At 71.6% G+C, this 21859-nt stretch carries 21 protein-coding genes and 1 tRNA gene; 11 read left to right on the top strand and 11 right to left on the bottom strand.

Annotation, left to right across the window (positions count from 1 at the left end):
* Positions 1 to 98 precede the first annotated feature (98 nt).
* On the bottom strand, positions 99 to 1022 hold the full coding sequence (locus tag DEJ32_RS10235; RefSeq protein ID WP_110891031.1) for a sugar phosphate isomerase/epimerase: 924 nt from the start codon (positions 1020 to 1022) through the stop codon (positions 99 to 101).
* Positions 1019 to 2236 (bottom strand): Gfo/Idh/MocA family protein, encoded by a 1218-nt coding sequence (locus DEJ32_RS10230; RefSeq protein ID WP_110901208.1) that lies wholly within the window; start codon positions 2234 to 2236, stop codon positions 1019 to 1021. Before DEJ32_RS10230 ends, DEJ32_RS10235 begins: the two co-directional genes overlap by 4 nt.
* Positions 2237 to 2333: 97 nt before the next feature.
* Between DEJ32_RS10230 and DEJ32_RS10225 the strand changes: the two genes are divergently transcribed.
* From DEJ32_RS10225 to DEJ32_RS10210, 4 genes are all read left to right on the top strand, one after another.
* Positions 2334 to 3755 (top strand): glucose-6-phosphate dehydrogenase, encoded by a 1422-nt coding sequence (locus tag DEJ32_RS10225; RefSeq protein WP_110901207.1) that lies wholly within the window; start codon positions 2334 to 2336, stop codon positions 3753 to 3755.
* Positions 3756 to 3794: 39 nt separating this feature from the next.
* Positions 3795 to 4580, top strand: a complete 786-nt coding sequence (locus DEJ32_RS10220) for a dienelactone hydrolase family protein (protein ID WP_110901206.1) — start codon at positions 3795 to 3797, stop codon at positions 4578 to 4580.
* A gap of 94 nt (positions 4581 to 4674) precedes the next feature.
* Positions 4675 to 4747, top strand: a tRNA-Arg gene (locus DEJ32_RS10215).
* Between the two features lie 110 nt (positions 4748 to 4857).
* Positions 4858 to 6336: an aminotransferase class I/II-fold pyridoxal phosphate-dependent enzyme gene (locus tag DEJ32_RS10210; protein WP_110901205.1), complete on the top strand. Its 1479-nt coding sequence runs from the start codon at positions 4858 to 4860 to the stop codon at positions 6334 to 6336.
* Positions 6337 to 6405: 69 nt separating this feature from the next.
* Here the strand turns inward: DEJ32_RS10210 and DEJ32_RS10205 are convergent, their stop codons facing one another.
* The 7 genes from DEJ32_RS10205 to DEJ32_RS10175 form a co-directional block, all read right to left on the bottom strand.
* Positions 6406 to 7023, bottom strand: coding sequence for a pyridoxal 5'-phosphate synthase (locus tag DEJ32_RS10205; RefSeq protein ID WP_110901204.1), 618 nt, complete (start codon positions 7021 to 7023; stop codon positions 6406 to 6408).
* Entirely contained in the window at positions 7020 to 7808 is a 789-nt protein-coding gene (locus DEJ32_RS10200; protein WP_110901203.1) for a creatininase family protein, read from the bottom strand. The genes DEJ32_RS10205 and DEJ32_RS10200 overlap by 4 nt, the downstream gene beginning before the upstream one ends.
* Positions 7805 to 9184 carry an FAD-binding oxidoreductase gene (locus DEJ32_RS10195; RefSeq protein ID WP_110901202.1) on the bottom strand — a complete coding sequence of 460 codons (1380 nt, stop codon included), beginning with the start codon at positions 9182 to 9184 and terminating at the stop codon, positions 7805 to 7807. The genes DEJ32_RS10200 and DEJ32_RS10195 overlap by 4 nt, the downstream gene beginning before the upstream one ends.
* Positions 9185 to 9284: 100 nt before the next feature.
* On the bottom strand, positions 9285 to 10475 hold the full coding sequence (locus DEJ32_RS10190) for an ABC transporter substrate-binding protein (protein ID WP_110901201.1): 1191 nt from the start codon (positions 10473 to 10475) through the stop codon (positions 9285 to 9287).
* A gap of 77 nt (positions 10476 to 10552) precedes the next feature.
* Positions 10553 to 11422, bottom strand: a complete 870-nt coding sequence (locus DEJ32_RS10185; RefSeq protein ID WP_110901200.1) for an ABC transporter permease — start codon at positions 11420 to 11422, stop codon at positions 10553 to 10555.
* The gene (locus DEJ32_RS10180; RefSeq protein WP_220033017.1) at positions 11422 to 12189 is read right to left on the bottom strand and encodes an ABC transporter ATP-binding protein; all 768 of its coding nucleotides are present in this window, start codon (positions 12187 to 12189) and stop codon (positions 11422 to 11424) included. Before DEJ32_RS10180 ends, DEJ32_RS10185 begins: the two co-directional genes overlap by 1 nt.
* A gap of 35 nt (positions 12190 to 12224) precedes the next feature.
* On the bottom strand, positions 12225 to 13514 hold the full coding sequence (locus DEJ32_RS10175; RefSeq protein WP_110901199.1) for an amidohydrolase family protein: 1290 nt from the start codon (positions 13512 to 13514) through the stop codon (positions 12225 to 12227).
* Positions 13515 to 13667: 153 nt separating this feature from the next.
* Here DEJ32_RS10175 and DEJ32_RS10170 point away from each other — a divergent pair, with 153 nt between their 5' ends.
* Positions 13668 to 14324: a helix-turn-helix domain-containing protein gene (locus tag DEJ32_RS10170; RefSeq protein ID WP_110901198.1), complete on the top strand. Its 657-nt coding sequence runs from the start codon at positions 13668 to 13670 to the stop codon at positions 14322 to 14324.
* Positions 14321 to 15313, top strand: a complete 993-nt coding sequence (locus DEJ32_RS10165; RefSeq protein WP_258368990.1) for a PDR/VanB family oxidoreductase — start codon at positions 14321 to 14323, stop codon at positions 15311 to 15313. The genes DEJ32_RS10170 and DEJ32_RS10165 overlap by 4 nt, the downstream gene beginning before the upstream one ends.
* Before the next feature lie 79 nt (positions 15314 to 15392).
* Here the strand turns inward: DEJ32_RS10165 and DEJ32_RS10160 are convergent, their stop codons facing one another.
* Complete coding sequence (locus DEJ32_RS10160; protein ID WP_110901197.1) at positions 15393 to 16790, bottom strand: amidohydrolase family protein; 1398 nt, start codon at positions 16788 to 16790, stop codon at positions 15393 to 15395.
* 200 nt (positions 16791 to 16990) lie between these two features.
* Here DEJ32_RS10160 and DEJ32_RS10155 point away from each other — a divergent pair, with 200 nt between their 5' ends.
* From DEJ32_RS10155 to DEJ32_RS10135, 5 genes are all read left to right on the top strand, one after another.
* On the top strand, positions 16991 to 17773 hold the full coding sequence (locus DEJ32_RS10155) for a hypothetical protein (protein ID WP_146234134.1): 783 nt from the start codon (positions 16991 to 16993) through the stop codon (positions 17771 to 17773).
* A 79-nt stretch (positions 17774 to 17852) separates the two neighbouring features.
* Positions 17853 to 18350, top strand: a complete 498-nt coding sequence (locus DEJ32_RS10150) for an SdpA family antimicrobial peptide system protein (protein ID WP_181420646.1) — start codon at positions 17853 to 17855, stop codon at positions 18348 to 18350.
* On the top strand, positions 18344 to 19276 hold the full coding sequence (locus DEJ32_RS10145; RefSeq protein WP_181420645.1) for an HTTM domain-containing protein: 933 nt from the start codon (positions 18344 to 18346) through the stop codon (positions 19274 to 19276). The genes DEJ32_RS10150 and DEJ32_RS10145 overlap by 7 nt, the downstream gene beginning before the upstream one ends.
* A complete protein-coding gene (locus DEJ32_RS10140; protein ID WP_110891016.1) occupies positions 19273 to 19737 on the top strand; it encodes a hypothetical protein in 465 nt (154 codons plus the stop codon). The genes DEJ32_RS10145 and DEJ32_RS10140 overlap by 4 nt, the downstream gene beginning before the upstream one ends.
* A 189-nt stretch (positions 19738 to 19926) precedes the next feature.
* Positions 19927 to 21219, top strand: coding sequence for an amidohydrolase family protein (locus DEJ32_RS10135; protein WP_110901193.1), 1293 nt, complete (start codon positions 19927 to 19929; stop codon positions 21217 to 21219).
* A 39-nt stretch (positions 21220 to 21258) separates the two neighbouring features.
* On the opposite strand, the gene DEJ32_RS10130 is transcribed toward DEJ32_RS10135, so the two are convergent.
* The gene (locus DEJ32_RS10130; protein ID WP_110901192.1) at positions 21259 to 21483 is read right to left on the bottom strand and encodes a PLDc N-terminal domain-containing protein; all 225 of its coding nucleotides are present in this window, start codon (positions 21481 to 21483) and stop codon (positions 21259 to 21261) included.
* Positions 21484 to 21859: the final 376 nt, after the last annotated feature.

Below are 21859 nucleotides of genomic sequence, written 5' to 3'. Positions count from 1 at the left end.
TCCGTGCGTTCCCAGCACCCGGTCACCGGACGGGAGGCCCGGGTCACGCGACTGACGTCGGTCCCGCGATCCGGGCCTCCCGTCCGGCGGCGACGCCGCTACTCGGCGGCGATGAGCGGCCGGAGCGTCCGGTGGGCGATCCGGAGACCTTCGAGGACCTTCACGTCCTCGCCGCCCCAGAGCGGGTCCTCGTGCTCGACGGACAGCGTGCCGTCGAACCCGGCCTCGTAGAGCCGGTCGACCACGCGGGGCCAGTCGACGACCCCGCGGCCGGGGACCCGGAACCGCCACCAGCCCATCTCCCACGGGTCCTCGCCCTTGTCGACCTTGCCGAAGAAGCCGTACTCGTTCCGCCTGCCGGGGAAGAGCTCGACGTCCTTCGCCTGCGCGTGCACGATGTGCTCGGCGAACGGCAGGATCGTCTCGACCGGGTCGATGCCGATCCAGGTGAGGTGCGACGGGTCCCAGTTCAGCCCGAAGCCGAGTCCGGTGACCCACTCCCAGAGCTCGGGCGAGTACGCGATGTTGCCCGGGTAGCCGTCCGGGTGCCAGCCCTCCATGACGCAGTTCTCGATGACGAGCCGCACCCCGCGCTCGCCGGCGTAGTCGACGAGCTCGGGCAGGACGCGGTCGCCCTCGGCCATGTTCTCGCGCACCGACTTCGTCATGTCGCGGCCGACGAAGGTACCGACGTACGGCACGCCGAGCAGCTGCGCGGCGTCGACCGCGTGCCTGAGGTGGGTGCGGACCTCCTCGCGGCGGGCGGGGTCCTGGTGCAGGTTGTTCTCGTAGTAGGCCAGCGCGCTGATCTCGAGGCCGGTGCGGTCGAGCAACTCCCGGGTCGCCCGTGCGTCCTCGTCGGTGAAGGTGGCGACGGGCAGGTGCGCCGCCTCGAAGTCGCGTCCGCCGGTGCCGGGCCAGACGGCGACCTCGAGCCGCTCGTAGCCCTCGGCACTCGCGAACTCCGCGATGTGTGCCAGGTCCCACCCGGGCAGGCACGCGGTCAGCATCCCCAGCTTCATCGGATCTCCCTCCAGGCGGCGTCGCCGGCGCTGGCGACCACGGTGTCGATGATGCGCGCCGAGCGGGCCCCGTCCGCGAAGGTCGGCAGACCCTCCGGTGCGGCACCGGTCGTGACGGCGGTGTAGGTGTCGGCGACGAACGCGGCGAACGCGTCGACGTAGCCCTGCGGGTGTCCGGACGGCACGACCGCCAGACGCCGCTGGTCGGGCGAGCCCTGGGACGGGTCCCGGACGACGATCTGCGCCCCGGTCTCGTTGCCGAACCAGGCGGTCTCGGGCTGCTCCTGGTCGAACGCGGCCGACCCGAGCGTGCCGTCGACCTCGAACCACAGGCGGTTCTTCCGGCCAGCGGACACCTGCGAGATGACGACGTTGCCGATGCGCCCGGCGCCGGTGCGGAACGTCGCGACCGCGGTGTCCTCGGTCGTCACCTCGGCCCGTTCGGCAGCGTCGGCGATCGGGTCGGGGTCGGGTGTGCCGGAGAACGACATGCCTGAGGCAGCCGGACGGGTCGGGTGGACGATGTCGGTGACGGCGCTGACCGAGGCGAACTGCTCACCGGTGACGAACTCGACGAGGTCGCACCAGTGCGAGCCGATGTCGGCGAAGGCCCGGGAGAGCCCCCCAGCGCCGGAGTCGACCCGCCACGAGGACGCGTCCGAGTCGAGCATCCAGTCCTGCAGGTAGTGGCCGTGCACGGCGAGGACGCGGCCGAGCTCCCCGGCGCCGATGCGCGAGCGGATCTCCCGCACCATCGGGTGGTAGCGGTACACGAACGGGACCGTCGCGACGACCCCGGCGTCGGCGGCGGCCTGCTCCAGTTCGGCGGCCTGCGCGGCGGAGACGGCGAGCGGCTTCTCGCACACGACGTTGATGCCGGCGCGGACGAGCGCGAGCGTCTGGGGGTGGTGCTGGTCGTTCGGCGTGCAGACGTGCACGACGTCCGGGCGGTCGGCGATCACCGCGTCCAGGTCGTCGTAGCCGCGGTCGAGCCCGAGCTGCGCGGCGACCTGTGCGGAGCGCTCCCGGTTCCGGCCGAGGACACCCAGCACCTCGGCGCCGGCGGCCCGTGCGGCACGGACGTGCACGGCCGCGATCATCCCGGTGCCGACCACGGCGACCCGGAGACGCCCGCCCTGCCGGGACGCGGGCCGCGGCGGCCCGGCCAGCTGCTGGTCCACGTCGGGTGCGTGGACGGTGCCCTCTGTCGTCATGGTGCTCCCTCGCGCCGTGTCGACGCTCCTGTGCGTCGGCACCACCGTAGCGGGCTGACCCGGCCGTGTTCGGGAGCCGGTGAGTACGGTCTGGGGCATGGCGAGCCTCCAGACCACACTGCTCATCCTCGGAGCCAGCGGCGACCTGTCCAAGCGGTTGCTGCTCCCCGGCCTCGCGACGCTGCTCGACGTCAAGGACGACTGGGACGTCCAGCTGGTCGGCGCCGGCGTCGAGGACCTGTCCGACGCCGACTGGAAGCACCTCGTGCACCAGGCCTTCGAGAACGCCCAGGCGTCGAAGAACGAGGAGGACGAGGGCGCGACCGGCGATGGGCGACTGTCCCCGCGCCTCCAGGCCGTCGTCGACGGTTCGTCCTACCGCACGGCCGACGTCACGGACGCAGACGACCTGCGGACCCTGCTCGGTGACTGCCGGCACGACCCGGCGATCTACTTCGCGCTGCCGCCGGCCGTCACCGAGAAGAGCTGCGAACAGCTCGCCCACATCGACCTGCCGGCCCGGACGCGGCTCGCCCTCGAGAAGCCGTTCGGCACCGACGCCGAGAGTGCCGGGCACCTCAACGACCTGCTGCACTCCTTCCTGCCCGAGGAACGCATCCACCGGGTGGACCACTTCCTCGGCCGGTCGACCGTCCTCAACCTGCTCGGGCTGCGCTTCGCCAACCGCATCATCGAGCCGCTGCTGTCCTCGCAGCACGTCGCGCGCGTCGACATCGTCTACGACGAGACCCTCGGCCTGGAGGGTCGCGCCCGGTACTACGACAAGGCCGGCGCGCTCGTCGACATGATCCAGAGCCACCTGCTGCAGGTGATGGCCGTCGTCGCGATGGAGGCCCCGGCCTCGATCGACGCCGACGACCTCCGCACGCAGAAGGAGCTCGTGCTCCGCGCCGTCCGGCCGTGGGGTGGCGACGTCGCGGCCGCGGGCAAGCGCGCGCGGTACACGGCCGGTTCGGTGGGGGACCGGTCGTTGCCGTCCTACGTGGACGAGGAGGGCGTGGACCCCGCCCTCGGCACCGAGACCCTGGCGCAGCTGAAGCTCGAGATCGCCAACTGGCGCTGGGCCGGGGTGCCGTTCACCCTGCGGTCCGGCAAGGCCCTGGGGAAGCAGCGCCGCGAGATCCTCATCACGTTCAAGGACTCGCCGCACGTCCCGAACGGCCTCACCGGAGCGGTGCTGCCGGACCGGCTCTGCATCTGGATCGCCCCGGACGAGATGCAGCTCGAGCTCAACGTCAACGGCCCGGGCGACCCGTACACGGTCGACCACACCGCGCTGACGACGACGTTCAACCCCGGACGGCTGAGTGCCTACGGCGAGGTGCTCGCCGGCGTCCTGGAGGGGGACGCGACGCTGTCGGTACGCGGGGACAGCGCCGTGCAGGGGTGGAAGGTCGTCGAGCCGTTCCTCGCCGCCTGGCGGGCCGGGACGACCCCGCTCGATGAGTACGCCGCCGGGTCGGGCGGGCCGGACAGCTGGGACAACGTCGACAGCTGACGGGACGGTCCCCGGGACGGGAGCGTAACGTCCGCAGGCGTGACCACGATCGACGCGATACTGCAGACCGTTCCCGAACCCGCCGGTGCCGACATCCGTGTCGAGACCGTGCACTACGACTCCGACGGCACCGACCTGGAGGGCGTGCTCGCGAAGGACGCCGCCGTCGCCGGCCCCCGTCCGGCGGTGCTCGTCGTCCACGACTGGCACGGCGTCAACGAACACGTCGAGGCACGCGTGACCATGCTCGCCCGCCTCGGCTACGTCGCCTTCGGCGCGGACGTCTACGGCGCGGGCATCCGCCCCGGCGACGACACCGCCGCCGAGGTCGCCGGCCGGTTCTACGGCGACAACGCCCTGTTCCGCACGCGCCTGCGCGCCGGACTCGACCGCCTGCTCGCGGACCCGGACGTCGACGCCACGAAGGTCGTCGTCATGGGCTACTGCTTCGGCGGGACCGGCGCACTCGAACTCGCCCGCACCGGTGCTGAGCTGGTCGGCGCGGTGGCGTTCCACGGCGGCCTGCTCACCCACGACCCCTCTGACGCGCACGACATCCGCGCGAAGCTCCTCGTGCTCACCGGCGGCGCCGACCCGGTCGTCCCGGACGAGGCCGTGCACGCCTGGCAGGACGAGATGCGCGGCGCTCCGGAGGTGGACTGGCAGGTCGTGACCTACGCGGACGCCATGCACGCGTTCGCCGTCCCCGGGACGAACGCACCCGACCACGGTGCGCAGTACCAGGAGCGCGCCGACCGTCGCTCGTGGCAGGCCCTGCAGGTGTTCCTCGCCGAGGTCTTCGACGAGGAACCGACGCTCGCCTGACCGCCAGCGACACGCCGAGCGCGCGGGTGGACGGTGCTCGATTGGCGCTGCGACCGGAGCTGTTGTAGAGTCTTCCACGGCTCGCAAGGGCCACGCGCTCGTAGCTCAATGGATAGAGCATCTGACTACGGATCAGAAGGTTGGGGGTTCGAGTCCCTTCGAGCGCACAGTACCGCAACACCACGAAGGCCCCGGAGACCACCTCCGGGGCCTTCGTTGTCCTCCGGGGCACGCGAGGCTGGATCATCCACCACGGCCGCCGGACTACACGGGGACCATGCCTGACGATCTCGACCAGACGGCCGCTCCGTTCCTCGACGCGCTGCGGGACCACCACGCCATGAACCGGTACAGCTTCTCGCCGCCCGGACACCGGCAGGGCCGCGGGGTCGACACCGAGACGCTGTCGGTGCTCGGGTCGGACCCGTTCCGCAACGACGTGCTCGCCAGTGGTGGCCTCGACGACCGGACGTCGTCGAACGGCTACCTCGCGACCGCAGAGGCCCTGATGGCAGACGCCGTGGGCGCGGACAAGGTCTTCTTCTCGACCTGCGGCAGCTCGCTGTCGGTCAAGGCGGCGATGCTCTCGGTCGGCGGAGTGGACGGCGGGATCGTCATCGGCCGGGATGCGCACAAGTCGGTCACGGCCGGCCTGGTGTTCTCCGGGCTGCAGCCCTACTGGGTCGAACCCCGGATCGACGCCGACCAGGGGATCTCGCACCCGCCGTCGCCCGAGGACTACGCCGCGGTCTGGGACGCCCACCCGGACGCGGCCGCTGCGCTGGTCGTCAGTCCCACCCCGTACGGCACCTGCGCCGACATCGAGGGCATCGCCGCGGTCTGTCACGAGCGCGGCAAGCCCCTCATCGTCGACGAGGCGTGGGGTGCGCACCTGCCGTTCTCCGAACACCTGCCCTCCTGGGCGATGAGTGCGGGCGCCGACGTGTGCGTCACGAGCGTGCACAAGATGGGCCTCGGCTTCGAGCAGGGCTCCGTCCTGCACCTCCGGGGCGACCTCGTCGACCACGACCACCTCTGGGCCTGCGCCGACATGCTCATGACCACCAGCCCGAACGTGCTCGTCTACGCCGCGATGGACGGCTGGCGGCGACACATGGTGCAGGACGGTGCCGAGCGGATCGGGCGTGCGATCGAACTCGCCGACCGCACCCGGGAGCGCATCGACGCCATCGACGGGATCAGCGTGCTGCACGACGAGCTCCTGCACGCGGAGGCCTCGCACGAGCTCGACCCGATGCGCATGCTGCTCGACGTCCAGGCGCTCGGGATCAACGGGTACCACGCGCTCGACTGGATCCGGGAGCACCACCAGATCGACCTCGGGCTGTCCGACCACCGGCACCTGGGCGTCGACATCTCGATCGCCGACGACGAGTTCACGACCGATCGGCTCGTGCAGGCCCTCGAGGCCCTCGCTGCCGCGGCGCCCGGACTCGACCAGGACCCGCCGGTGCAGCTGCCCGGCCGCGCGGGCATCGTGCTCGAGTCGGTGGTGACACCGCGCGAGGCGTTCTTCGCCCCGGCCGAGTCCGTGCCGGCGGAGGAGGCGGCCGGACGGATCGCGGCCGAGCAGGCGACGCCCTACCCGCCCGGCATCCCCGCGTACGTGCCGGGGGAGCGGATCACCACCGAGGTCATCGAGTACCTGCGGAGTGGTCTGGAGGCGGGCATGGTCCTGCCGGACCCGACCGACGGCAGCCTCGGCACCATCCGCGTCATGCGCGACGTGCGGTAGCGGGCGGCCCGGCCACTCCGGCGACTCAGCCCGGCCAGCCCAGCGACTCACCCCGGCCAGCCCAGCGACTCAGCCCGGCCAGGCCTCGCGCCGCCACCCACCGTCCGCGGCGCGCTCGTACGCCAGCCGGTTGCTCGGCCCGTCCGTCGCACCCTGCCAGAACAGCAACCGCAGCGGCGTCAGCGCGTAGCCGCCCCACGTCGTCGGCGGCTCGAGTGGGCCGTCGCCACGCTCCTCGCCGAACGCCGTCCACCGCTCGCGCCGGAGCACGGCCGTCGCACCCGCCAGGTCGGCGTCGTTCACCCAGGCGAGCACCTGCAGGTACCGGGTCCGCGCGGCGTAGGCGAGCCGGGCCTCCCGGTCGGTGACCGGCGCGACGTCGCCGGTCACGACGAGCTGGCGGGCGGCCTCCGGCCAGACGATCGTCACGGAGGCCCGGGGGACGGCCGCCAGTTCGGCCGCCTTCCGGCTCCGGGTGTCGGTGTGGAAGTGCAGGCGCCGTCCGTCGAACCGGGACAGCAGGACGGTGCGGGCGGACGGGTAGCCGTCCAGCCCGATCGTGGACAGGGTCATCGTCGGGCCCGGTGCCGACCCGTCCACCGGGAGCCAGGCCGCGGCGAGCACGAGCGGGTCCGCGGGCGGCGGTCCGTCGACGGTCGCCGCGGCCTCGCCCGGCAGCACGGTCACCGGGGACCGGCGGGGTCGAAGCGGGCGATCTCGTGCAGCGAGGCCACCGCCTCGGCGAGGGAGTGCTCCCACAGGGCCGCGCCGTACGAGGCGGAGGCGCGGCTCGCGTCCCCGACGACACCGGGCGTGCCGAAGTCGTCCGACAACCACCCGAACGACACCGGACCGCCGTTGAACGCGATCTTCGAGAACCCGGCGATGTGTTCCGGCACCCAGCGCTCCGCGAGCGTCATGTCGACCAGGTCCGGGCGCAGGTGCAGGATCATCGACGTCTCCGCCGCACCGCCGTGGATGCCGAGGCCGAGTTCGTCCGCGTCCTCGCCGTCCGGACCCGGCACGCGGGCGAGCGTCGGCATGAGGAACGTCTTCAGGCCGTACCGCTTCCGGATCTCGCGGAGGGCGACCTGCAGCAGCGCGACGTTGCCGCCGTGCCCGTTCGCGAACACGAGCGTGCCGGCCCCGGTGCGGGCGACGGCGCGACCGATCTGCACGACAGTCTCGAACATCGTCGACGCGTCGAGCCACACGGTGCCCGGCGCCCAGCTGTGCTCGTCGGACTTCGTGAACGCCAGGGTGGGCAGCTGCCAGACGTCGAGCCCCTCGGCCGCGGCCTGCTCGACCGCCGCGCCGCCGATGTGGTCGGCGAGCAGGAAGTCGGTGAGCAGCGGCAGGTGCGGGCCGTGGTGCTCGACCGCTCCGGTCGGCTGGACGACGACGGTGTCCGCCGTGAACCCGGCGGCGACGGCCGGTCCGGACAACTCGGCGAGCTTCCGTGTGCCGCTCACTTGCCGAAGCCCGGGACGGCCGGCTGTGCCGACGCGGTCGACCCACCGGACTCGACGAGCGCCGGGTCGATGACGTGCCCGGGGTTGAGGAGCCCCTCGGGGTCGGTCTGCTGCTTCAGCGCGAGCAGCTCCTCCACCCCGTGGTCGACGTAGTACTGGTGCGGGCTGTGCACCCGGACGCCGAGGTCGCGGAGCAGCGGGTAGCCGGCGTAGACGTCCTCCGCCCCGGTGTACGGCGCGGTGAGCATGCCGATCGGGCCGAGGTGCGCCGCCTCGATGTGCAGCATCGCGCCCGGGTAGACGGCCTCGACCTCGGCGATCCGGTCGATGAGCGCCTCGCCGCCGACCTCGACGTGGAAGTACTCGGTGTCCGGGGTGTTCCGCTTCAGCCACCAGATCGGGTGGTTGTACGACAGCATCGACACCTTCGTGGTCTGCTGCAGCCCCTCACGCACGTCCTCGACGGTGCCGCCGGCGAAGGTGATGAGGTCCTGCGCCTCGTCGAGCGCCGCCGCGTCGATGATGCCGCGCAGGCTGGCCCGGTCGGCGGTGATGGCCGGGTCCATCGGCAGGGTGGCCGCGATCGCCGCGCGGTCGGCGCTGACGAGCCGCGGCACCGGGGTGAGGCCGCGCAGGGTGCGCACCGCGACGAGCGCCTGCTCGAACGTCGGGAAGGCCGCGTACACGGCACGCCAGTCCTGCAGCGGTTCGAGCCGGACGGTCGCCCGGGCGATGACGCCGGCCGTGCCGTACGTGTGCACGAAGGGCTGCGCCTCGTCACCCTCGACGTGCCGCAGACCCGGCTCGCCCGGCAGCGCGATGTCGAGCGCCGTGACGAAGCCCTGCCAGTTCGACCCGTGCGCGATCGACCCGGTGCCGCCGGAGCCGCCGGACAGGAAGCCGCCGATCGTCGACTGCGCGGTGGACGGGTACATCCAGAGCTGCTGCCCGGCGGCCGCGGCGGCCTGCTCGAGGGCGACCATCGACGTGCCGGCCTCGGCCGTGATCCAGCCGTCCCCGACCTCGACGACGGCACGGGCACGGGAGGTGTCGAGGACCAGGCCGCCGTGCAGCGGGATGCCCTGACCGTAGTTGCCGGTGCCCTTGCCCCGGGTGGTCACGGGGACGCCGTGCCGCACGGCGGCCTGCAGGGTGGCGGCTATCTCGTCGGCGCTCGCGGGGGAGGCGACGAGGTCGGCGAGCCCGAGCGGCAGTTGCTCGGTGAGGATCGGGCTCATGGTCGCCTCGTCGACGGAGGCGCGTGCGCGCGTCCGTTCGTCGGCGCTGACACCGCGCTCGCCGAGGAGGTCGACGAGCTCGGCGCGGAGCGCCTCGATGGTGGTGGGGGAGACGGAGACGGGGGTGACGATGGTCATGGCTGCTCCTGCTGCAAGGGAGGTGGGGGACCGACGGGAGGCCCGACACGCGTGCGGTGTCGCGCCTCCCGTCGGTGGATGGTCGGCCGGGCCGGACCGGCTAGAAGCCGAGCGAGATCGAGTCGTCGAGGAACTCGTTCGTGTACAGGTCGGAGGGCGCGAGGTCCTTCTTCATGTTCCCGCCGGAGCCGGAGAAGACGGGCGTGGCCTTCTCGATGAAGTCGGCCATGCGCTGCTCGTCCATGTCGCCCACGTACCCGTTGTCACCGTCCGTGGCGATGCCGCGCTTCTGCATCTGCTCGGCCGCGAACGCACCGACCTTCGAGTCGTACGTCCAGCCGTTGTTGTACTGCTGCACGAGCTGCGTGATGAGGTCGTTCGTCGCGGCGGGCGACTCCAGGTAGTCCACGTCGGCCTGCTGCATGACCGGCACCAGCTTCTCGAGGCACGGCTTCAGTTCGGACATCTGGTCCGAGCGGACGGACATCGTCTCGGGGTAGGGGTTCCAGCCGGTGCTCGAGATGAGAGCCGACTCGACCTCCTTGCCCCAGGCGGCGACCTGGTTCTTGTACACGTACGGCTCGGCGGTGGCGAAGCCCTGCTGGGCGTCCTTGCCGCCGGCTGAGACGAACTTGGACGGGGTGCCGTCGTAGCTGCCGTCGAGGACGCTCTTCGGCAGGATGCCGGACTGCTCGAGGTACGACATGTACGCGGCGTCGTTGAAGTAGCGGACCACGCCGTCGTTCTCCTCGAGCGCCTTGCCGAGGCTCTCGATGCTGTCGACGTCCGGGTAGGTCGCCGGGTCCCACATGATCGCCATCGGGGACTGGTCGTTCTCGGCGAAGACGGCCGTCGTGGGCAGCTCGCCGGAGAACATGACGGCTTCATCGGTGGACACGTAGCCGAGCGTGATCGACTTGTCCTGGTACATCTGCGAGCTGACCTTCGAGTAGCCGATGGCCGGGCCACCGGCACGGATCTCGAGCTTGACGCCGGTCGGCTTGCCGTTCGCGACCAGGTCGCCCGTGACGGTCTTGCCCGAGGCGTCGATCGCCGGGTTCGCGCCGAGCATCTGGTACAGGTGGCCGTGCTCGCCCTCCGGGTTCCAGTCGGTCTGCACGACCACGGTCGCGGGGCAGACGTCGGACAGGTCGACGGTCGGGCCGGTGGCGGCGCTCGTCGCAGCGGTGGTGGTGGCGCTCGTCGCCGAACCGCTCGCGCAGCCGGTGAGGGCGATCGCGGAGACGGTGAGGGCGGCGGTGACAGCGCCGAGTCGGGTGGTGGTGCGCATGGAGGCTCCGTTCGTGGTGCGGGTCTCGTGGTGCTGGGGCGGGTGCTGTGTGAGGGGGAGGGGAGACGGGGATCGGCTCAGCCGAAGTCGTGCCAGCGGCCGACCGCCAGACGACCGAGCAGGCCGAAGACGAGGAACACCGCGACGCCGTAGAGCGAGGCGATGATGATGGTCGCGTAGAGCTCGGGTCCCATCAGCCGCGAGGCCGTCACCTGGATGAGGACGCCGAGGCCGGGGTTGCCGCGCTGGAAGAACTGGTCGCCGACGATCGCACCGATGACGCTGAGGCCGGCCGAGGTGCGCAGGCCGACGAAGATCGACGGCAGGGCGGCGGGGACCTGCAGCTTCACGAGCTGGGCGAACCGGCCGGCACGCTGCAGGCGGAAGAGCTCGCGCTGCCCCTTGTCGGCCGACTGCAGACCGAAGAGCGTGTTCGACACCATCGGGAACAGGGCGATCATCACGGTGACGATGACGCGGCTCGTGAACTCGTACCCGAACAGGGCGCCGATGAGCGGCACGAGCGCGAGGATCGGCACGCACTGCAGCACGACCGCGTACGGGTAGAGCGAGTTCTCGAGCCACCTCGCCTGCGCCATCGCCATCGCCCAGAGGACACCGATGACGATGGCGAACAGCAGGCCGGTGAGCGAGACGACCGTCGTCCGGCCGAGTGCCGTCCACAGGTCGTGGCCGAAGGTCGAGGGTGCGCCGTTCATCCCGGTCGGGGCGACGATCGCCTTGAGCACGAGGTGCGGGTACGGCACGAGGAAGGCCAGGCCCCGCACGTGGTCGTAGTAGGCGGCCGCGGCGTACCAGACGCCGACGAGCACCGCGAGGACGACGACGGGCTGCCACCAGGTGACCGACCGACGGGCGCGCGGGGTGGAGCGACGGGCGGCGGTGCGCGCGGTGCGGGCGTCCGCGACCTCCTGCAGCGTGACCATCAGCGGTGTCCTTCCCGGAGTGCGTGCGAGACCTCGCCGACCAGTTCGGCGAACTCGGGCATGAAACGGATGTCGGGGTCACGGGGCATCGGAAACGGCACCGCGAAGCGCCCGACGATGCCGCCCGGACGGCCGGACATGACGACGACCTCGGTGGACAGGTAGACCGCCTCGGACACCGAGTGGGTGATGAAGAGCCCGGCGAACTGCTGCTCGACGAACAGGCGGAGCAGCTCGTCGTTCAGGCGCTCGCGGGTGATCTCGTCGAGGGCGCCGAACGGCTCGTCGAACAGGAACAGCTCCGGGTCGAGCGTCAGGGACCGGGCGAGTGACACGCGCATCCGCATGCCGCCGGAGAGCTGCTTCGGCAGGTTCGACTCGAAGCCGTTCAGCCCGACGAGGTCGATCGCGTGCGCCGCCTTCGCGGCCCGCTCGGCCTTCGGCACGTCCCCGAGTTCGGCGAGGAGCTCGACGTTGCCCTGCACGGTGCGCCACGGCAGGAGGGTGGCGTCCTGGAAGACGTACCCGATCCGGTCGGCGGCGACCCCGGCCGTCCCGTCCGAGGCGGTCTCGAGGCCGGACGCGATCCGCAGCAGCGTCGACTTGCCGCAGCCGGAGGGGCCGACGACGGAGACGAACTGGCCGCGGTCGACGGTGAGGTCGACGCCCTGCAGCGCGATCGTGCCGTTGGGGAAGGTCATCTCGACGTTCCGGAAGTCGAGCAGCGTGTCCGTCGCGGTGACGGGGGCTGGTGCGGTGGTGGTCACGGGTACCTCGTGTTCTCGTGCATGGTGGTGCGCGGTCAGGGAACGGGGACGGTTGCGGGCTCGGGCACGGGTGCCTGGGCGCGGGTGGGGGCGGCGACGCTGCGCTGCACCTCGGTGCGGGCGACGAGCCGCCCGCGGGACAGGACGATGCGGTCGGCCGGCGCGTTCGCGACCGCGTCGGTGACGCTGGTCGCGGCGACGGCGAGCAGGTCGGCGCGCGCCCCGACGACCGGGCCGGCGGCCGGGAGGCCCATCACGCTCCGGGCGGCGACGCTCACCATCGCGTACGCCTCGTCCGGCGTCAGGTGTCCGGCGGTGACGAGGAGGGACGCGGTCTCGAGCGCGTCGCTGCGGCCGACCGGGTTGAACGGGTCGCGGACGTTGTCGGCGCCGGCGGCCACCCGGACCCCGGCGGCGAGGAGTGCGCGGATCGCCGTCAGGCCGCGCGGCGTCGACACCGGGTGCTGCCAGCCCTGCAGGTAGAGGTTCGTGATCGGCAGCGTGATGACGCCGATGTCCGCGGCGGCCACGTCGGCGACGACCTCGGCCAGCCGCTCCGGGCCGAGCGTGCCGAGCCGGACGCAGTGGCCGGCGGAGTACTGGCGGTCGCGCGGCCAGTCGCGGACCGCCCGGGCGTAGTGGTCGAGCGTGACCGGCCCGTCGAGGCTCTCGTCGGCGTGCAGGTCGACCCCGAGGCCGCGGCGCCGGGCGATCGCGAGCAACCGGTCGACGTCGGCGAGCGGGTCCTCGGCGAGGTGCGGGGCGCCGCCGACCAGGTCGACGCCGAGGTCGAGCACCGCTTCGACGTGCTCGTCCGGCGCGAGCGGTCCGGCCAGGGCGACGAGCTCGATGTCCATGAGGTCGGCGAGTTCCTTGCGGACCTGCACGAGTGCCTCTGCTCCGCGGACGCTGTCGGCGACGCTCGCGGTGCCGCCGTCGCTCAGGACGTCGACGTGGGTGCGGATCGCGGTCGTCCCGGCTGCGAGCATGGCGAGCGCCTGCGTCCGCGCCCGGTCGGCGATCTCCGCGACCGACATGGTCGAGGCGTGTGCCGCCCAGGCCGCGATGGCGGACCCCAGGTCGCCGAGCGGCGGCCGGATCCGGTCCGCGCTGAGGGCCTTGTCGAGGTGGGCGTGCGGCTCGGCGGGAGCGGGGAGCAGCAGGCGTCCGCTCAGGTCGAGCGTGTCCGCGTCGCCGGCTGTGAGCGTGTCGGCCGGAGCCACCGCGCTGACCGTGTCGCCGTCGATCGCGACGTCCACGAGCCTGCCGTCCGGCAGCAGCGCGGAGCGGAGGAGGGCGACCCGACGGGGCAGTGACGACTCCATGGGACCCTCTCGATCGTGTGTGACAATGTTGATCGCATCAACATCTTCGATGCTAGGGCGACCGTGTTTCCCCCCGGTTTCGCGCCGGTTGCCGCCTGTGACGAGATGACGTGCACGGAACGCCCAGCCCCTCCCGTCCCCGATCGGAGCGCGATGCCCACCGAACTGACCGACACCGGACCGGCCACCGCTCCGACCCCCGCGGTCGAGCCCACGAGCGATCGCGTCGTCGACGAACAGGCCCGCCGGATCGGCGCGCACGTCCGGACGCTCCGCCGCGCGGCAGGGATGACGCTCGTGCAGCTCGCCGAGCGCACCGGCCTGTCGCACCCGTTCCTCAGCCAGGTCGAACGGGGTCACTCCCGCGCGAGCATGGTGTCGCTCGAGAAGATCGCCGGTGCGCTCGACACCACGCAGGTCGCCCTCCTCGCCGCCGGGGCACCGGTCCGCCAGGAGCCCGACGACCGACGGCCCGAGGTGCTCCGCGCCGGCGAGGGCGCCCGCGGCCCGTTCTCGAGCGGCGAGGCGCGGCTGCTCGTGCACGCCGGACCACACGCCTTCGAGCCGCTCGAGTGGAAGGGCGACAACACCGACCTCGGCGAGTACTTCGAGCACCACGAGGACGAGTTCGTGACGGTGCTCGCCGGTGCCGTCGTGCTCGACCTGCGCGGCCAGGACGTGCTGCGGCTCGGCCCCGGCGACTCGGCGTACTACCGCGGCGGGACCGGACACCGGTGGTGCAGTGCCGACGGCAGCGCGTTCCACCTCATCGTCGTCAAGGAGACGCCGCGGCCCGGAGTCGGCGCATGAGCGCGGGCATCAGCAACGGCGCGTACGGCACCGCCGTGCCGCAGACAGAGGCGCGACACCGGATGCGGATCGCGGCCCGGCGGCAGGTGGCTGCGGACGTCGTGACGCTCGACCTCGCCCCGCTCGACTCGGCGCCGCTGCCGGCATGGGAGCCCGGTGCCCACGTCGACCTCGGGGTGGCGCCCGGCGTCGAGCGACAGTACTCGCTCGTCACCACGACGGACGACGGACACTGGCGGGTGGCGGTCCTCCGCGAGGCGACCGGACGCGGTGGCTCGCTGGCCGTGCACGACCTGCTCCGCGTCGGCGACGACGTGACCGTGGGCGGCCCGCGGAACCACTTCGGCTTCGACCCCGGGCGTCCCGCGGTGTTCGTCGCCGGCGGGATCGGGATCACCCCGATCGTCGCGATGATCGCCGCGGCTGAGCGGGCCGGGACGCCGTGGGAGCTGCACTACGCCGGTCGGTCCCGCGACCGGATGGCGTTCGCCGACGAGCTCCTCGCGGCACACCCCGACCGGGTCACGCTCGCCGCCGCCGACGAGGCACCCCGGCTGGACGTGGTCGGGCTGCTCGCTGAGCCGCGCGACGCCGTCGTCTACTGCTGCGGCCCCCGCGGGCTGATGGACGCGGTCGAAACCGCCGCCGCGCACTGGCCGGCCGGCAGCGTCCGGGTCGAACGGTTCGAGCCCGTTGCGGACGTCGACGCCTCGGGGGAGGCGTTCGAGGTCGAGCTCACCCTGACCGGCACGACCGTCACCGTCCCCGCCGACCGGAGCCTGCTCGAGGTCGCGGAGGACGCCGGCGCGTTCGTGCTGTCGTCCTGCCGCGAGGGCACCTGCGGCACGTGCGAGACGCCCGTCCTCGAGGGGTCGGTCGACCACCGGGACACCGTGCTCAGTCCCGCGGAGCAGGCCGACGACCGCACGATGATGGTCTGCGTCAGCCGCGCGGCGGCCGGGTGCCCGCGCCTGGTGCTGGAGCTCTGACCGTCGGACGGGAGGCCCGGATCCGGCCGTGATCCGGGCCTCCCGTCCGGTGCTCGGTCGCTCCGTCAGGGGCGCTCGGTCAGGGGCGCTCCGTGTCGTCGAGCGGCGCGCCCGTGAGCGCCGACAGGCGCTCCAGCCCGGCCTGCTCGACGAGCTGGCGGGCCAACGGACGGGCGCGCGCCACCGCCTCGCGGACGTCGACGCGGGTGACGTCGAAGTCGGCGAGGCTCAGTTCGCCGTCGACCCAGACGTCCTTGACCTCGCGGCTGCCCGCGACGAACACGACCGCCTGGAACGGGTCGTGCACGTTGGCGAGGGTCGGGCTCTCGCCGTCGAACACGACGAGGTCGGCGCGCTTGCCGGGTTCGAGCGACCCGATCTCGTCTTCCATCCGCAGGGCCCGCGCGCCGCCGATCGTGCCCATCTCGAACGCCTCGCGCGCACTCATCGCGGTCGCCTGCAGGTCGCGGACGCGTGCCAGGAGCGCGGCGGTCTTCATCGCCTGCAGGAAGTCCTGCGAGTCGTTCGACGCGGGACCGTCGACGCCGATGCCCACCGGGATGCCGAGCGCGCGGAGTTCGGCGACCGGGGCGATGCCGCTCGCCAGGATGCCGTTCGCCACCGGGTTGTGCGCGACGCCGACGCCGTTCGCCGCGTAGGTCTCACGGTCCTGACGGTCCATCCACACGCTGTGCGCGGCGATGACCGGGACCTCGAACATGCCCGTCGCCTCGGCGTACCCGATCGCCGTCCTCCCCGTGCGCTGGCGGGCGGCGGTGACTTCCTCGCGCACCTCGTGGAAGTGCACGTGCACGCCGTGGCCGCCGGCGACCGCGTAGTCGACGTGCTCCTGCCACGTCGCGTCGGTGTACCGGCCGATCGACGAGACGCCGACTCGGAACGAGCTGTAGCGGCTCGCCTCGGCGGCCTCACGGAGCGCGTCGAACTCCTCCAGGATCGGGGTCGCACCGAAGTCCCGGTCGACGTCTCCGGAGCCGAACGACACGATCCCGCGAAGCCCCAGCTCCTCGAGCGCCTGCACGACCCCCGGTGTCGCCGGCTCGCCGGGGACCGGGTCCGAGCAGAACATGTCGTTCGCCGTCGTCACGCCGCTCCGGAGCATCTGGATGCCCTGCAGCATGGTGCCCGCGTACGCCTTCTCGCGCGTCATCACCGGGTTGACGCGTGAGATGAGGGCGTTCAACCACTCCCACAGCGTGTACTGCGAGCCGATCCCCGTGATGAGCCCCTCGCTGAAGTGCCCGTGCGTGTTCACGAAGCCGGGCGTGACGACGTCGTTCGCCCCGCCACGCACGGCCACCTCCGGGTGCGCCGCCGACAGCTCGGCGAAGGTGCCGACCGCGGCGACCCGGGTTCCGTCGAGGAGCACCGCACCGTCCCGGATCGCGGACGGTGTGGCGGAGGCGTCGGGGGCGGCGGTCAGCACCCACCCGCCCCGGATCAGGGTCTGGGTCATGGGGAGAACCTAGGGACCCCGTGTTTCGCGGGTGTTCCCGTCCGGTTTCCCACTGGTGCTGGCGGGCGCCGGCGGAACGACGCGGAGAACGGCTGAAGGGGTCACAGTCCTGCGGGAAGGAGGTCGTGTCCCGATCCGCAGGTGTTCTGAGCCCTAGTCATGGTTGACATACTGAATGTAAGACGACAAGTATCGACGCCATGACCAGATTCGCGGAGCACAGCCGATGCCGAACGTTGATGACAACCGGAGGAGTCGGGCTGGTCACTGCTGCGCTCATCGCCGGGACAGCGGTCCCAGCGATGGCTGTGCAGCCGACACAGAAGGCACTTCCAGTAGTTCAGGAGCAGCACGTCGGTACGGACGGCGACGCCCCCGGGTCCGTCGCTGCGCAGCGCGGTCGGCAGGTGTTCGAGAGCCTGTTCTTCCTGCAAGGCGGAGAACGCACACGGATGTTGCTCGAGAACACCGCCGTCTCCACGCTCACTGACAACGAGATCGAAGCCGTTCTGCTCCAGGTCAGCACGCCGACGTCCGTGGCGAAGGTTCGACAGATCGAGAAGCAACTGATCGAGCGCGATCCGGAGTACTTCACGGAGATCGGAGCGGCGGTCCTCTCTGGTGATCCTGTCCGGGTACAGCGGCAGCTGACCGGGGCCTACGACGAGATGTTGCGGACGCCGACGATGGCGCAGGCGGTCAAGTCGCTGGAGGCAGAGAGTACACATGTCCCGGGAGAAGTCGGAACGGACTGCGGCGTCGCCGTCGTCGTGGCACTAGGAGCCGTCATCGCAGTGACTGCGGTCGCGGCGGTGAACTACGCTCTCGCAGCCAACATCGCGCTCGGATTCAACGTCGCGGCCGGTGCGAACGTCGCGTACCAACACAACGCGGTCAAGAGCAAGTCGGCGGCGAACGCCGGCACCAGCGCGCGGTTCTCGGACGGGATCGTGGCAGCCGTCATCGAGCAGTTCGGCCACTGAGTTGCCACAGCTGACATGGGTGGGGGGACGATCGGTCCTGGTGTCGCGAGCGGCAGTCGTCACGGCGAGCATGGTGGGGTTGACGCTTGCCTTCTACGTGATGCAAGGAGCGGTGAGCTTCACGCCGGCTGTGGTGCCTCCGGCCCGGAACGAGATCGCCCATGTGACCCGGCAGATGGCGCCGCAAGGCTGGGCGTTCTTCACGAAGGACGCCCAGAGCGCCTACATCGTCCCCTTCGAGGTGTCCGGAGGAAGGCTTGTCGATCGATCCGTCGCCGTCGGTGCGTCCTCGAACTGGGCCTTCGGCTTCGATCGCACGGGCCGGTCGCAGGGAGCTGAGATCGCAACCTTCCTCCACGGCGTCGGACAACGAACATGGACGAACTGTGAGACCGAGGAAGATTGTGATGCGGTGGCTGAGGACGCGAAACCGCTGCGGGTGGAGAACCCGCACAAGGAGCCGACGCTCTGCGGCAAGGTCCTCCTCGTCGCAGAGAAGCCCGTTCCGTGGGAATGGAGGAATCTGCGGGCGAGGCCACTGCCCCAAGAGGCCGTCTTCCTGGATGTCGCATGCTGAACCGCCCCGGGCGCTACTGGCTCAGGCGGACATTGCGGCTACCGATGCCGTGGACCGCGACCCTCGGCGCGGCGCGGAGTCTGCTCTTCCTGAGTGCGGGACTGACGTACTTGCTCAGCCCGACCACGGTGCTCTTCACCCCGGTCGACGGGGCCTTGCCCGGTCGCTGCGCTGCCAGCGTGCATTGGATGGCCTGGCCGTGTTGGCTCCCGGAAGGGGTCGTCGCTGGTGGGCAGGCGACTGCCGGCGTGCTGTGTCTCATCGCTGCGTCTGGTTGGTTCCCAGCGCTGACTGCCGTCCCCATGGCCGTACTCCTCATCGCGCTGCCGCTGACGAGTGCGGCACCTGACGGCGGAGATCAGCTCGCGGGGATCCTGGGGTTACTACTGCTGCCGGTGAGTCTCACCGACTGGCGGCGGACCTCGTGGACGGCCGTACAGCCGGAGCGTGCTCTGGGCGCGCGCGTCCTCGTCGCGTACTCCGCCCTCGCGCTCGCGAAGCTGCAGATCGCGATTGTCTACCTCGTCGCCTGTCTCGGGAAGCTCAGCAGTGCAGAGTGGGTGAACGGCACTGCCCTCTTCTACTGGGTGCGGAACAACGTGTTCGGGGCACCGCCGCTCCTCCGGCCGGTGGCGGAATGGGTGACGATGCGCCCAGTGCTGGTCGCCGCTTCGTCCTGGGGAACGCTCGTGCTGGAGTTCAGTCTCGCGATCGCCGTGCTCCTGCCGACGCCGTTCCGATTGCGGATACTGCTGCCGATCGCACTCCTGTTCCATCTCGCCATCTGGCTGGTGCTCGGCGTGTCGAGCTTCGCGTTCGTGATGGGTGCCGCGCTGTTGATCTTGGTCGTCCCGGTCGGATGGTCACTCGTTCGACCGAGGATGTACCGGATCCGCTCGGGAAGAGAAAAGGAGACACCGGTATGACGGAGACGACGAACGGACCTGCCTGGATGAGGGTGCTCGGCGCTTTCCTCCTGCTCAGCTTCGGTGGCATGGTCGCCCTCATGGTCCTCCTCGTCCGTGAGATCGGAATCGGTCCCGCGACGTTGACGATGCTCCCCGCCGTGCTCGTACTCGGTGCCGGTTTCGTCCTCGTCACCGCCTCCGTGCGCGTGGACGTCGCTGACAGCGTCGACCTTCGGTTCTTCCCCCTCTGGCGTCGTCAGCTCGAGTACTCCGAGCTGGAATCCGTCAGGGTCGAAGAACAGAGTTGGTTCCGGTTCGGTGGTGTCGGCCTGCGGTGGAACGGCGCCGCGACGGGGCTCATCCTCGGGAACCGGCCGGCAGTCGTCCTGCGGACCCGGAGGAATCACGAATACGTGGTGCAGTGCAGTGATCCGGAGCGTGTCGCCGAACACATCCGAGCCCGTCTGGTCGCGCGCTGAGGATCGATCGAGCCGCTCCGTAGCCGGACGAGGACCTCGGTCATGCCGCTCGGCGCTGTGGAAGACGACCCCTCGTCTCACTGCTGAGAACGATCGGCAAGCTGTCTCAGCGATGAGACGAAGCCGCGGGATGACGAAGAGGTCCCTGTTCGACACCGTCCCGAAACACCGCGCTGCTACAAACGCTGCATGCTCACCGTCACCGGCGCACACCGTGTTCTCGTCGACCCCCGTACCGAGCGTGACGGCGACGTCGTGGTCGACGACGGCAGTGCGGTCGCGACGACGCTCGACGCCTCGGGATGTGTCGTCACCGCCGGCCTCGTCAACGCACACCACCACCTGCTGCAGACGGCGTTCCGGACCCTCCCCGGGACCCGCGGTGTACCGATGGCGGACTGGCTGCCCACGATGGCCGGTGCGTACGGCCGGGTGGGCCACGACCCGGAGCTCTACGGACTCGCCGCTGCCGTCGGAGCCGCGGAGGGCCTCCTGTCCGGGGTCACCACCATCGCCGACCACCACCTCAACTGGCCGGCGGACGCGACGGCGGACGACACGGTCGCGCTCGCTGCGGCCACGGTGGACGCCGTCCGCGGACTCGGCGGGCGGCTGGTGTTCGTCCGGGGGAGCGCCCGGGACGACCCCGAGCGGGCGGCCGCGTCGGCGGACGCGATCGTCACCGGACTGCTCCACCATGACGCGGTCGGTGGCGTCGTCCCCGACGGACGACTGCAGGTCGCGGTCGGTCCGGCTGGCGTGCACTCGGACGGCGAGGCGACGTTCCGTGCCCTCGGCGAGGTCGCCGCCCAGCACGGCCTGCGCCGACGCACGCAGGCGAACGAACAGGTCGACACCGCCATCGCCCTCGAGCGGTACGGACGACGCCCGCTCGACCTGCTCGAGCAGTGGGGGTGGCTCGCGCCCGACGTCACGATCGCCCACCTGTGCGACGTCACCGACGACGAGGTCGCCCGCCTCGCGGCTGCCGGGGCGACCGCCACACACGCGCCGGGGTGCGACGTGCCGATGGGGTGGGGGATCGCGCCGGTCGCGCGGCTCCTCGCCGCGGGCGTCCCGGTCGGCCTGGGCACCAGCGGTGGTGGCAGCAACGACGCCGGGCACCTGCTCGCGGACGCCCGCCTGGCGATGCAGGTCTCCGCGCTCGTCGGGCCGCAGCTGCCCGCCCGACAGGTGCTCGGCACGGCGACCGAGGGGTCCGCCGTCGGTCTCGGGCGGCCGGAACTCGGACACCTCGGTGCCGGGTCGGCCGGGGACCTCTGCGTCTGGGACGTCTCCGGCGTCGCGGATGCCGGGGTCGCCGACCCGGTCGCCGGCCTCCTGTGGGCGTGCCCGGGGCGGCGGCCCCGCCACGTCGTCGTCGGTGGCCGCGTGGTCGTGCGGGACGGGAGACTCGTCACGGCTGACGAGGGCGAGCTGGCGGCTCGCCTGCGCGAGCGGTTGGCACGGACACCTGCGTGAGCCGCCGCGCGGGGCGCTCGGTCCGGTTGGTGGCTTCGGTCAGTGCGCGCGGTTCAGCCGGTCCGCGAGCCGCCCGAGTGCCCAGTTGAGCAGGAAGCCGAGCGCGCCGAGGACCGGGAGCACGACGACGACGACCGTCCAGACGACCTTCGCCAGCTGACTCCGCGTCCGGTCACGCCACAGGACCACCAGCGCCCCGACCTCGAGCAGCATGATCACGAGCAGCACCGCGGCGTGCGTTCCGACAGCCAGGTTCCCGAACACGTCCCACCTCCGCTGGAGGGCTCGGTCGCACTCCGCTCCCGGAGTGTAGCGGCGTCGGGAACGGCGGACGAGCCTCCCGTCGCTCCTCCCCGTGGTTCCGTGATTCGCGCATCTCGACGGTCGAGGTGCGCGAGTTCCGGAACCGGGAGGGACGGTGGCGGGGTGTCGTGGAACCCGGGCTTCCTGTCCGGGGATGCGAGAACGCCGTCCCGCTTGTGCGGGACGGCGTTCTGGTGGTGCGTCAGATCGGGTGTTACTTGATCTGGGCGGTGATGGTGGCGGTGCCGACGAGCAGGCCGCGCTTGACGGCGTCGGTCTTGAAGGTCTGGTTCAGCAGGTCCGCGGCGTCCTGGGAGATGTGGACGGTGGTGCCGGT

The sequence above is a fragment of the Curtobacterium sp. MCPF17_046 genome, assembly GCF_003224295.1.
GTDB lineage: Bacteria > Actinomycetota > Actinomycetes > Actinomycetales > Microbacteriaceae > Curtobacterium.
This window is presented reverse-complemented; position numbering and strand designations above follow the sequence as displayed.